The sequence below is a fragment of the Brevibacillus humidisoli genome, assembly GCF_020923435.1.
Classification (GTDB): Bacteria; Bacillota; Bacilli; order Brevibacillales; family Brevibacillaceae; genus Brevibacillus_E; species Brevibacillus_E humidisoli.
In genome coordinates this window covers 4159074-4171667 of record NZ_CP087263.1, presented here as the reverse complement: position 1 = coordinate 4171667, position 12594 = coordinate 4159074, and the positions used below count along the sequence as shown (strand labels likewise).

The 12594-nt window shown below is 49.3% G+C and carries 10 protein-coding genes; 8 read left to right on the top strand and 2 right to left on the bottom strand.

Annotated features, from left to right (window positions below):
* Window positions 1–34: 34 nt before the first annotated feature.
* Window positions 35–1273 (bottom strand): beta-ketoacyl-ACP synthase II, encoded by a 1239-nt coding sequence (gene fabF / locus LOK74_RS20275; RefSeq protein ID WP_230043802.1) that lies wholly within the window; start codon window positions 1271–1273, stop codon window positions 35–37.
* 129 nt (window positions 1274–1402) lie between these two features.
* Between fabF and LOK74_RS20270 the strand changes: the two genes are divergently transcribed.
* The 3 genes from LOK74_RS20270 (at window position 1403) to LOK74_RS20260 (ending at window position 6571) form a co-directional block, all read left to right on the top strand.
* Entirely contained in the window at window positions 1403–2248 is an 846-nt protein-coding gene (locus LOK74_RS20270; protein WP_230043801.1) for a helix-turn-helix transcriptional regulator, read from the top strand.
* Between the two features lie 450 nt (window positions 2249–2698).
* Window positions 2699–4450, top strand: a complete 1752-nt coding sequence (locus LOK74_RS20265; RefSeq protein ID WP_230043800.1) for an ABC transporter ATP-binding protein — start codon at window positions 2699–2701, stop codon at window positions 4448–4450.
* A gap of 6 nt (window positions 4451–4456) precedes the next feature.
* Window positions 4457–6571: an ABC transporter ATP-binding protein gene (locus LOK74_RS20260; RefSeq protein ID WP_277613398.1), complete on the top strand. Its 2115-nt coding sequence runs from the start codon at window positions 4457–4459 to the stop codon at window positions 6569–6571.
* 196 nt (window positions 6572–6767) lie between these two features.
* Here LOK74_RS20260 and LOK74_RS20255 read toward each other — a convergent pair whose 3' ends face one another.
* A complete protein-coding gene (locus LOK74_RS20255; RefSeq protein WP_230043799.1) occupies window positions 6768–7892 on the bottom strand; it encodes a ParM/StbA family protein in 1125 nt (374 codons plus the stop codon).
* A 251-nt stretch (window positions 7893–8143) separates the two neighbouring features.
* On the opposite strand from LOK74_RS20255, the gene LOK74_RS20250 reads away from it, so the two are divergent.
* The 5 genes from LOK74_RS20250 to LOK74_RS20230 all read left to right on the top strand — a co-directional run bounded on the left by LOK74_RS20250 (window position 8144) and on the right by LOK74_RS20230 (window position 12535).
* Window positions 8144–8887, top strand: coding sequence for a MerR family transcriptional regulator (locus tag LOK74_RS20250; protein WP_230043798.1), 744 nt, complete (start codon window positions 8144–8146; stop codon window positions 8885–8887).
* A gap of 169 nt (window positions 8888–9056) precedes the next feature.
* Entirely contained in the window at window positions 9057–9767 is a 711-nt protein-coding gene (locus LOK74_RS20245) for a response regulator transcription factor (protein ID WP_230043797.1), read from the top strand.
* Entirely contained in the window at window positions 9757–10800 is a 1044-nt protein-coding gene (locus LOK74_RS20240; protein WP_230043796.1) for a sensor histidine kinase, read from the top strand. Before LOK74_RS20245 ends, LOK74_RS20240 begins: the two co-directional genes overlap by 11 nt.
* An 87-nt stretch (window positions 10801–10887) precedes the next feature.
* On the top strand, window positions 10888–11808 hold the full coding sequence (locus tag LOK74_RS20235) for an ABC transporter ATP-binding protein (RefSeq protein ID WP_230043795.1): 921 nt from the start codon (window positions 10888–10890) through the stop codon (window positions 11806–11808).
* Complete coding sequence (locus tag LOK74_RS20230; RefSeq protein WP_255679472.1) at window positions 11801–12535, top strand: ABC transporter permease; 735 nt, start codon at window positions 11801–11803, stop codon at window positions 12533–12535. Before LOK74_RS20235 ends, LOK74_RS20230 begins: the two co-directional genes overlap by 8 nt.
* The last annotated feature ends 59 nt before the right edge of the window (window positions 12536–12594 follow it).

Sequence of the window (12594 nt, the reverse complement as noted above, 5' to 3'; positions counted from 1 at the left end):
CTGAGCGGTTCACGAGCAACATCAACATGCGACATTACTGGTTGTAGGCTTTTAACACGATCACTGCATTGTGCCCTCCAAAACCGAACGAATTGGATAACCCAATGCTCAGTGAGGCTTCACGAGCTGTATTGGGCACATAGTCGAGATCACATTCTGGATCATTCTCCTCCTGATTAATCGTCGGAGGGATGATGTTTTGCTGAAGGGTTTTTACGAGACCGATCGCTTCCACCGCACTAGCTGCTCCCAACAGATGACCTGTCATCGATTTGTTGGCTGTAATCGGTATCCGATAAGCGTCATCTCCAAAAAGCCTTTTAATCGCCAGCGTCTCCGAGCGATCGCCTACCTCTGTGCTTGTAGCGTGTGCACTGATTACATCGACTTGATTAGGGGCAATGCCGGCTTCTTGAATCGCTAGTTTCATAGCCTGATAAGCGCCAATCCCCTCTGGATGGGTCGCTACCATATGGTATGCATCCGAACTGGCTCCATAGCCGATCACTTCTGCATAAATCGGGGCATCTCTTCGCAGAGCATGGGTAAGCGATTCCAATAGCAGCACCCCTGCGCCCTCTGCCATCACGAATCCATCTCGTCTGGCATCGAACGGACGACTGGCTCGGGATGGCTCCTCATTTTGGACAGATAATGCGGTGGCATTGCCAAAACTGGCTAAAGATATTTCCGTGACAGCAGCTTCCGCTCCTCCAGCAAAGACAGCATCCGCGCCCCCAGAACGAATCAAGCGAAATGCTTCTCCGATCGACGTATTGCCAATGGAACAAGCCGTAACCGGGGACATGGTGGGACCTGATGCGCCAAATGCGATACTGATCATGGCGGCCGCCATATTGGAAATCATCATGGGTACCAAAGTTGGGCTTACCCGCGCCGGGCCACGCTCTCGAATAACAGTGTCCTGTCCCAACAAGGTTTGAATGCCGCCGACGCCAGAACCGACAAAAACGCCCAAACGTTCCCGATTCATCTGCTCTAGTGAAAGTCCCGAATCTTGCAAAGCTTGATGAGCAGCCACCACAGCAAACTGGCAAAAGCGATCCATACGTCGTGCTTCTTTGCGGCCCAAGAGCGCATCTGGATCAAAGTCTCGAACGAGCCCGGCTATTTTCGACTTGTGCCTGGAGACGTCAAATGTATCAATGAGGGAAATGCCAGACTTGCCGTTTATTAATTGATTCCAAAAGCTGTCTACGGTGTTCCCTAGCGGCGAAACTACACCCATCCCAGTAATAACGACCCTTTCCATCACCGTTGCCCTCCCTTAACGCAGAAATCACAAGATTATCTTTTCACGTGATTTATCCTATTACAAGTTATAGATTATAATAGTATAATCAGTACCACGATAATGGAAATGAAAAGGTGAGCAAAAACCATGGATCGCGAAGCGAGACGGCAAGCTCTATCCGTTTTTTTGAAGGCGAAGCGGGCCAAGATCCTCCCCGAATCTGTTGGATTAGCTTCCGGCACTCGCCGCAGAACGCCGGGCTTACGGAGAGAAGAAGTTGCCCAACTGGCAGGGATCAGCACCACCTGGTACACATGGCTTGAACAAGGGCGAGACATCAGAATGTCAACCTCGGTATTGGATTGCATTGCAAACGCGCTGCAGTTGACCATTGACGAACGCAAATATCTCTATGCCTTGGCATTGGAGTCTGGTTCAGCGGCAAACTTAGGGAAGGAAGAACCGCCTGAAATCAGTCCCTCATTACAAAAGATTTTGCAGGAGCTGCGATTTTGCCCTACAATCATCTCCGACAGGCGCTATGATATTGTCGGATGGAATGACGCGGCAGCCAACGTTTTTTTAGATTTTGGGACAATCCCGTTTGAGCAGCGTAATATGATTCGTCTGCTGTTTACCAGAAAAGAACTACAGCGATTGGCGGTGAACTGGGAGCATTTTGTCAGGGGGTTTCTCGCCATCTTCCGGGCGTATTACGGTCAATATGCGGAGGATCACTGGTATGATCAGTTCCTTGAAGAGATGAAGGCGATTCACCCAGACTTCGACGATCTTTGGCAGCAGAGCGAGGTAAAATCGGCTCCAGAGGTATTGATCCAGTTTCGTCATGCAAAAGCAGGGAAGATGCAGTTTCACCTCACATCTCTGCAGGTGCAAGGCAGCTCCGATCTACGCTGCAGCATCTATACGCCAGATCCCCATTCGCCAACAGAGAGCAAGTTGAAAAAATTAATGGGGGACAACGCGGGGTAGCGAAGTTCCGTGTCCCTTTTGATAGAAGTCCTGAACCGCAGTCGTTCAGGACTTTTTAATAGGCTACGAAACGATGGATGAATTGGCGTTGTGCTAGTTCATTATCAAGTAAAAGATTTTTGAAAAGAACGTTGACATTGTTTTCCATACGTGATACGTTACTTTTGTAACGTAGCATTTACATCAATCTACAAAGGAGGCGCTTACTCATGCTCTTGATCAATCGGATTCGCAAGCTTGAAGCTGCTTACAACTTCATCAGGCATGATGTGACCTCCTTGTTAACCCGCAAAGCCGTGTAACGATTTGTTGTTTCATCTTCGTTAAAACAGGCGCAGGTCACGATTTGTCGTGGCGTGCGCTTTTTATATGGTTCTGACAAAGCACATTGCGATGTCGTGATGTGTTTTTTTATTATCCAGCAGCCCATGAAAGAGAGGAGAGAAGACCATGCTGGCGGTCATGCAAAAGCTTGGCTGGTTTTTCAAACAAGAATGGAAACGGTACACGCTGGCCATTTCGCTGCTCGTGTTTGTCGGCATTCTGGAGGTGATTCCGCCGATGCTGGTGGGCACGTCCATTGACGCGATCCAGCTTGGGATGTTGACCTGGGTAGAAATGGTGCAGACGCTGCTCCTGATGCTGGGCATTACGGCAGTCGTGTACGCGATCACCTACGTCTGGATGTATACGCTGTTCGGAGGGGCATTTGTCGTAGAGCGGTTGCTTCGCTCGCAGTTGATGCGTCACTTCCTCAAGATGACCCCTACCTTTTACGAGCGGAACCGTACAGGTGATCTGATGGCGCGGGGCACCAACGATCTGCAGGCGGTGTCGCAAACAGCCGGGTTTGGCATATTGACGCTGATTGATTCTACTGTCTGGATGGCGACCTTGCTGGTGACGATGGTTTGCTTCATCTCGTGGAAGCTGACGCTGGCCGCTATTTTACCGTTGCCGATCATGGCGGCTCTGATCAATACCTATGGAAAATGGATTCACGCGAGGTTTACGGCGGCCCAGGACGCGTTTGGCGACATGAATGACGGTGTGCTGGAGACGATCTCAGGCGTCCGGGTCATCCGCGCCTACGTTCAGGAGAGGGCGTCGGAGCGGCATTTCGACGGTGTGACCAGAGATGTGCTCCAGAAAAACCTGGCTGTGGTTCGTATTGACGCGTTGTTTGAACCGACTGTGAAGATCCTGGTTGGTGCTAGCTATTTGATCGGGCTTGGCTATGGTGCCTACCTCGTTTTTCATAATGAACTGACGATTGGCGGGTTGGTCTCGTTCAACGTCTATCTGGGGATGCTGATTTGGCCGATGTTTGCGATTGGTGAACTGATCAATATCATGCAGCGGGGAAATGCCTCTCTCGACCGGGTAAACGAGACACTTGGGTATCAACCTGATGTTCCCGAACCAGAAAACACACTGCCCGTCGAATCACCCGAACGGCTCCAATTCGACAACGTTTCTTTTCGTTATCCCAGTTCCCGGATTGATAACTTGCAGCAGATCTCCTTTACGCTGGAAAAAGGGCAGACACTGGGCATTGTAGGGCGAACCGGCAGTGGGAAAACAACCTTGGTCAAACAGTTGCTGCGCGAATACCCACCGGGTGAAGGCAGCATAACCATATCGGGTGTTCCGATTGAGAGAATTGACTTGGACCAGTTGAAAGCGTGGCTGGGGTACGTGCCTCAAGAGCAATTTTTGTTCTCAAGATCGGTAAAGAACAATATTTTATTGGGCAAGAGCAATGCGAGTGAAGAGGAATTCCACGAAGCAGTCACTGCTTCTGCGTTTGAAAAGGATTTGCCGTACCTGCCCGAGGGGGTGGACACGCTGGTTGGAGAAAAAGGGGTGGCGCTGTCCGGCGGCCAAAAACAGCGTGTATCGATTGCGCGGGCGCTTATTGCTGACCCGCACATTCTGATCCTGGACGATGCGATGTCGGCGGTTGACGCACGGACAGAAGCAGAGATCATCGCCAATATCCGCAAGGCACGTAAGGGTAAAACCACGTTGATTACCACACACCGGTTCTCCGCCGTGCAGCATGCGGATCTGATTTTGGTGCTGGATGAAGGGTGCATCGTAGAACAGGGAACTCATGAGCAGTTGATGGAAAAGGGTGGTTGGTACTGGGAACAGTACACACGCCAGCAGGTAGAAGCAAAACTGACAGGGAGCGGGTGATCCCGGATGGAGACAGATATGGATCAATATGATTTGGAGATGGACCGGACCGCTGCAAGTGTAGCCAAAACAGGCAAGCGGCTGGTGAAATACGCCCTGCATTTTAAATGGCAATTGATCGCTGCGCTGTTGATGCTGGCAGTGGCGGTTGGAACAGATCTGGCAGGTCCCTTGATCGCCAAGCGGATGATTGATGTGCACATCTCCGGCATCGAGCAGTCTTGGTACGAGACCGAGCAGGAGGGACCGTATGCAGTACCGTATGAAGGCAGGTTATATAAACGCGCTGACCATTTTGCGGAAGGAGAGGCTCGCGGTACCGAGGTTAGGGTTCTGCAAGTGAATCAGGATTATTACTTTGTCGGCCAGCCAGTTGGCTTTGACGGCGAACGCTCCATCACAGCAGATGGCTTGCTGGCGATTACCAAAGGGAACCAAACGCAGACTTATCCGGCTCAAAAGCTGGATACGGAACAGCTCTATCCGTTCTTTCAACCAGAGATGAGCGGTTTGATTCAGCTATGCTTGTTCTACTTCGGCTTGCTGATCGTATCGTCCGTGTTCACGTATGGCGAAAGATACCTGCTGCAAGCAACAGCGAACCGGATTATTCGAAACATGCGGACAGATGTATTTGCCCACTTGAACAGGCTGCCGATCCACTATTTCGATAGCCTTCCGGCCGGAAAAGTGGTATCGCGGATTACCAACGATACGGAAACGACGCGCGAGCTGTATGTTACCGTATTGGCCAACTTTTTCTCCGGTGCGATTTACATGATCGGGGTGTTTGCCGCTTTGTTCATGCTGGATGTACGGCTTGCGTCCATTTGCCTGTTTATTGTGCCTCTTCTGGCGATCTGGATCTATGTGTACCGTCGTTTCGCCAAACGGTTTAACCAGGTGATCCGTTCCACAGTCAGTGAGATCAACGCGATGATCAATGAGACGATCCAGGGGATCACGATCATCAAGGCGTTTCGGAAAGAGAAACAGACAGAGCAGGACTTTCACATGTACAATACGAGGCTTTTCACCTACAAGAGCAAGCTGCTCAGTCTCAATGCCCTGACCGGCCACAATCTGGTCGGCGTCATTCGCAATCTCGCCTTTATCGCCATGATCTGGTACTTTGGCGGCATCTCGATCACGGGGGTGGAAGGTGTTATTTCGCTTGGTATGCTGTACGCGTTTGTCGATTATCTGAACCGCCTGTTCCAGCCCATCGTCAACATCGTCAACCAACTGCCCCATCTAGAGACGGCGTTGGTTTCGGCGGAGCGTGTATTCGTTTTGCTTGACGAGCCGGGCGAAGATGTATCCGATCAGAAGATGGACCGCTATCAGGGCAAAGTGAAGTTTGAGGACGTATGGTTTGCCTACAAGGAAGACGAGTATGTGCTCAAAGGCATCTCGTTTGAAGCAAAGCCGGGACAAACGGTAGCGCTTGTGGGGCATACCGGCTCCGGAAAAAGCTCGATCCTGAATGTGCTGTTTCGCTTTTATGACGTGCAGCGCGGCCGGATTACCATTGACGACGTGGATATTAGAGAGCTTCCTCGACAAACCTTGCGGGAGCATATGGGGATCGTGCTGCAGGACCCGTTTTTGTTCACAGGAACCATCGCGTCCAATGTGTCGCTCAGCGATCCGGCCATCTCGAGGGAGCGGGTGGAACAGGTACTGAGCGAAATCGGCGGTGATCGGGTGCTGAAGCATTTGCCAAACGGCGTGGACGAACCGGTGATCGAAAAAGGCAGTACCCTGTCTGCGGGCCAGCGTCAGCTCATCTCGTTTGCCCGTGCGCTTGCCTTTAACCCGGCCATCCTGATTCTCGATGAAGCCACGTCCAACATTGACACAGAGACAGAAGCCACGATTCAGAATGCGTTGGATGTGGTGAAAAAGGGGCGGACCACTTTTATCATCGCCCATCGCCTCTCCACGATCCAAAATGCTGATATGATTCTGGTTTTGGATCGGGGTGAGATCGTGGAGCGGGGGGACCACGATGCATTGATGAGGCTGGGAGGCAAGTACTATCACATGTATCAGCTTCAGCAGGGAGAACAGGAAGTGTCTGCTGTAGAGCGGAGTGTGTTGTCACCGGAAACCGCGTAACATTCTGACGCTGACTTGCCCAGGCCAAGGGGAGTGGCGCGGAGGAGAGTAGCTCTTTGCCTCCAGTCGCTGCCTCCGGAAAGGAGCTGTCCTCCGCCTGTACCGAGGCTTTGTCTACATGCTAAGAGGGGAAGCTGCAGCTTCCCCTCTTGTCCGTCCTATTACAAACACCTACTTTGACCAGAAGATCCCCCGATCAGTTGAGAGGGCTGGAATGGTCAAATGATTTCCTTTCTCCCTGGGCTTGACTCATCTTACTCTTCGCCAGCTTCAAATACCCATAAACGTTTTGCAGTTCGCTATCCTCCACGAATCGCAACTTGACCGTACCAGCCGCTTCTTTAATGTAGGGTTCCAGGGCCGCGGCACCTCCGCCAATCACATAAAAGCAATGAATATCCGGAAACTTGTTCCATCGCTTTTTAATCAACCCAAAGATTTTTTGGGCGGCACGGGTAAAGTATGTATCAACGATCGGTTTGATGTCGGCTTGCCCTTCACCAATCCGTTGAATCATAAAATTCTTCTCTTTTATCCTTTGAACCAACTTCGTTCGGCTGGGGAAACGATAACCGTATTGATCCTCTACGTCGCGGATGATGGCGTCGATGTACACAGCGAGACCGATCTGCTCTCCGGTGCTGAACTGATTGTCGATGTTCATCCGTTTCACTACCGGGAAGTCCGTGGTTAACGCTCCGATTTCACATATTCCGATGCATCCGTAATACAATTCTTCATCTCTGACCTGAAACGTGTCATTCGTCGCCATATGGAACAGTGCGGCCGCACCTTCTATTGACACGACAGCTCGTTTAATGTTGACTTTCACTTTGTGGTTTTGCAGTTTTGGTGTAGACAGGAACGTCACCTCATGCTCTCCCAACAACCTATCCTCGAACGTCTTGTGATAGTTAGCGTACGTCCGCACGGGGAGTCCTGTTCCAATACAATACGCAACTTCATCATAGTGATTGGATGAAAAACCTGATGCAGATTGGTTCATAATACCAGCATATGCTAGGGCGGTTAGCGCGACAACGAGGCTCTGATCCGAGACCGCCTTGTTTTCGCTCTCGTCCAATTCCACGTTGTCAAGGTTCTCCGTAGCCAACAAACCGACAAAGTAGCGCTCTCCTTTCATCGAGAGCTTGGGGCTGTGAATGGTGACATCCAGCGCCTGCAGTGGAGATTCCTCATTCTGCAGAATGTGTCTGTCGTGACCGGGAGCGACTATGTTGGGAATGACAATAGGCTGAGTCGATCCGTCAAGAACAACCTTGACACTATCGTTCCCAACATCAATTCCTGCTAGCTTCATTTGATATCCCCTTTCATGTTAGGATAAATCGGAACATTCAGTGTTTGGCAAGTATAACTTGACCATAATAATGGCAGGTGTGTATAAAAACCCAACCGGGTAGCAATCATTTACTTTCATGTTAATTCCCGAAGCAAGCAGAATCTAAACTACTTGGCAAACAAGAATCACGAAGGGAACGTTTTATTTCCCTATTGACCCTCACGTTACGTGATACGATATCGTGAGGATAGAAGGGAGGTCACCGAACAATGAGAGTAAAGGAAGTAGCCGACTTGGTTGGCATTAGTGTGCGCACACTTCATCATTACGATGAGATTGGCTTACTCACTCCGGAGAAGACAACCGAGTCCGGTTACCGCATTTACTCCGACCAGGATCTTGAGACGTTGCAGCAGATCTTGTTTTTTCGAGAGCTTGGCTTCCCTTTGAAGGAAATCAAAGAAATCGTCAATAGTCCCTCGTTTGATCGGCGGGAGGCGTTGGAGCTGCAGCGGAACATGCTGCTGGAGAAGCGCAGCCAGCTCGATAAGATGATTGCGACGATTGACAAGACGATTCGGCACATGAAAGGAGAGATTCAGATGACAAACGAAGAAAAATTTGAGGGATTCGACTTCCGGCACAACCCATATGAGCAAGAGGCACGCGAGCGTTGGGGAGATGAGGCAGTTGACAAGACGAACGCCAAGATCAAAAACATGTCGCAAGCGGAACAAGAAGCGATGGGCAGTCAAATGAATGCCATCTATCAAAAACTGGCGTCTCTTCGCCATGACTCTCCGGAGTCAGCAGAGGCACAGGCTGCCATCAAAGAATGGTACGTTTTCCTCAACACCATGGGTTGTTACTCTCTAGAAGCTTTTAAAGGATTGGGTCAAATGTATGTGGATGATGAACGCTTTACCAAAAATATCGACAGGTTTGGTGAAGGCTTGGCCCAATTCATGCGTGACGCGATGGCCATCTATGCAGATCGTAACAAGCAGCGATAAATGCGAATGCTGTGATTCCCTTCACCACTGCTATGTTTGCGGGGCAAATAAAGTGATCCCGAAAGTTCATCCCGGTATGGGATGGACTTTTTTTTCGAACCATTGTCTACAGTACGTGCGGAAAAACGTATTAAACGAAGAGATGATTTTTAATGAGCAGGTGAACGATATGGAAGAGATTCATGTACTGATAGCCGACGATGAAAAAGAGATTCGGGATTTGGTCAAAAAATATTTGGAACAGGAGAAATATCAGGTAGATGTCGCCGCAGATGGAGAGGAAGCTCTTCGTTTGTTTGATCAAAACAAACACAACCTGATCCTGCTGGATCTGATGATGCCCAAGATAGACGGGATCGAGGTATGCAGACGGCTGCGCAACAAAACCAATATTCCCATTCTCATGCTTACAGCCAAGGATCAAGAGGTAGACAAGATTGTTGGATTAAGTATCGGAGCAGACGATTATATTACGAAGCCATTCAGCATCCATGAACTCGTTGCCAGGATCAAAGCGCACATGAGAAGGTTTATGGTGCTGGGGAGTGATCGCAGTACGCAAGAGGCGCCGATCACGTATGGCAGCATCACCATGGATGTAAAAAAGTACAAGGTGAGCAAAGCGGGAGAAGAGGTATTCTTGACGGCCAAAGAATTTGAGCTGCTGAAGTTTCTCGCCTCCCATCCAGAACAGGTGTTTACCAAAACACAGATTTTCCGCAATGTCTGGGGCACTCAATACCTGGAAGATGACAATACGGTGATGGTTCATATTCGAAAGCTGCGAAAGAAAATAGAAGATGACCCGTCCAATCCGAAGTTGATTCAGACGGTATGGGGGATAGGGTACAAGTTTGTAGGTGGATCAGATGGCTCATGACAAGTGGATCGTGCTGACCCTCCTGCAAAGCTTCCTGATCGCTGGTCTTTTCATCGTGCAGGTGAACGATCACTCTCTGGGAATCGCGCAAGCAGCGTTGTTTGCCGCACTGTTCGCGCTAACGGCGATGTTGTTGGTCGCCCGAATCCACTTCCTATCTGCCTTAAAAAGCATGGTTGCAGCGCTAAGACGTGCGATCCAAGGGAATGTCAACACCAGATTATTGGCCGATCACGGCCGTTGGTTCAATGAAGTCATCTTTGCCATCAACGAATTGATCGAACAAACCGCTAAAATCCAAGTCCAAACGGTCAAATCGGAGGCAGCAAGAAAGAGTCTGTTAGCAAACATTTCCCATGACATTCGGACTCCTGTGACATCGATCATTGGCTATGTTGATGCGCTCAAAGATGGGATCGCGATCTCTGACGAAGAAAGACGCGAATATCTTGAGATTCTATCCCGGAAGGCACTCTCCTTAAAGGATCTGATTGACGAGATTTTTGAGATGGCCAAGTTGGATGCGGACGATATCTCGTTCAAGCTGGAATCACTCGATTTTGCTGAGCTCACAAGGGAGTCGGTCATTGAGTTTTTGCCTGAGATGAAAAAACAGGGGATCAACCTAAACGCTGCGATTCCCGACACGAAATGTCACATCGTTGCAGATCGCCTCAGCATGCTGCGAATCATCCGAAATCTGCTCAAGAATGCTCTGCAGCATGGCAAAGATGGCAAAGTAGTAGGGGTAGAATTGATAGAGACGGCCACAGACTATCAACTGAGCATATGGGACAAGGGAGCGGGTATTTCAGAAGATGATCTGCCTCATGTGTTCGAACGAATGTATCGAACCGATCGATCGAGAAGTTCCTCGCAGGGGGGAAGCGGCCTAGGTCTGGCTATCGCCAAAGCGCTGGTGGAAAAAAACCGGGGCGCCATCTGGGTGGAAAGCAATCCTGGAACAAGAACCTCGTTTCGATGTTCTATCCCCAAAGCAACGTTGCAGAACCAAAGATTAAGAAATAGATAAGAATTTGATAAGAGGCAGTTAAAACCGCCTGTTTATCATGGTACTAGAGCTGTTGTTGAGGGCATGATGGGAGACGGGAGGTAGCCGATGACTACGATCATCAAAACGACAAATCTGACGAAAATGTACGGGACCCAGAAAGCGGTAGACAATCTGCAGATGAATGTGCAGCAAGGACAGATTTACGGTTTTCTTGGCCAGAATGGCGCGGGCAAAACGACGACGATTCGCATGCTGCTAGGCTTAATCAAGCCCACTCAGGGAAGAATTGAGATATTCGGAGAGGATTTGTTTCAGCACCACAAAGAGATTCTGAAGAGAATCGGAGCTATTGTTGAGTTCTCTGGCTTCTATGAAAACCTGACAGCTAGAGAAAACCTGCTCATCAATGCAAAACTGATGGGAGTTCACAAGAAAAACGCAGTTGAGGAAGCCCTGGAGATCGTCGGACTTCACCAGGAAACCAAAAAGTTGGTCGGCAAGTTTTCCTTAGGCATGAAGCAAAGGCTGGGGATCGCCAGAGCGATTCTGCACCACCCAGAGCTGTTGATCCTCGATGAGCCTAGCAATGGCTTAGATCCGATCGGGATTAAGGAGATACGCAGACTGATCAAATCGCTTGCGCAGGAACGGAAGATCACGATTGTCATCTCCAGCCATATTTTGTCCGAAGTAGAACAGTTGGCAGATCATATCGGAGTGATTCATCAGGGGAAGCTGCTCGAAGAGATCTCGTTTGAGGAACTGCGGAAAAGGAATCGGAAATACCTTGAGTTTCAGGTATCAAACGACCATAAAGCTGCGATGCTGCTGGAGAAGCACTTTCAGATTTTTGAATATGAGGTGCATGACGAAGGGAATATCCGTATCTATTCTCACATCGGCCAGCAGAGCAAGTTGAACAGAGTGTTTGTCGAACATGGCATTGACGTGTCAAAGATGACGATGAGTGAAGATCGGCTGGAAGATTACTTTATCAAAGTAATCGGGGGTGGAAGGATTGGTTAATCTGATCTACACGGAACTATTGAAACTGAAACGAGCCAAGATGTTTTTCGTCAGCGTTATTGGAGCGGCGGCAGCACCGATCATGATGTTTATCGGGTTTTTACATATGAAAAGCGAAAAGCCTGACACGCCGATTACGTTTGAAGTCTCTTTTTACAATACCAATCTGTATGTTATTCTGTTGATCGGAACGCTGCTCTTTGGCGTCATTACAGCTTATGTGTTTAATCGTGAATATGCGGAAGACACCCTGAAAAATCTCTTAACCATCCCTGTTTCGCGAATAAGCCTGATTGCTAGCAAGCTGGTCTTGGTGTTTCTCTGGATTTTGGTCTTGACGTTGCTGTCCTGGGGACTAACTCTCGTGCTGGGGCTCGTCGGGCAGTTCGAAGGGTTGAGCACCGCCGTGCTGTTACAGTCGTTGAAACAATATATCATCGGGGCCAGCTTGTTTTTCCTTCTGGCAACCCCGACTACTTTCGTATCATTGTGGTTTAAAAATTATGTGCCGACGATTATTTTCACTGCTATTATTACGATGGTAAACGTTGCACTTGTTGATACGGAGTACAGAGTATTATTTCCCTGGTCGGCGGTGCATGTGATCGCATACGACAGTTTCGTTCCGGAGTATCCGCCGCATTATTCTTATCTTGCTGTCCTTGCGGCTTCGGTTCTTGGCTTTATCGCCAGCGTGGTCTATTTTAACAGATCGGATATCGATTGATGCGATCAAGCTTCTATTGATGCAAACAAGTTGCTAAAGAGGATCGGCGATGAACCGAT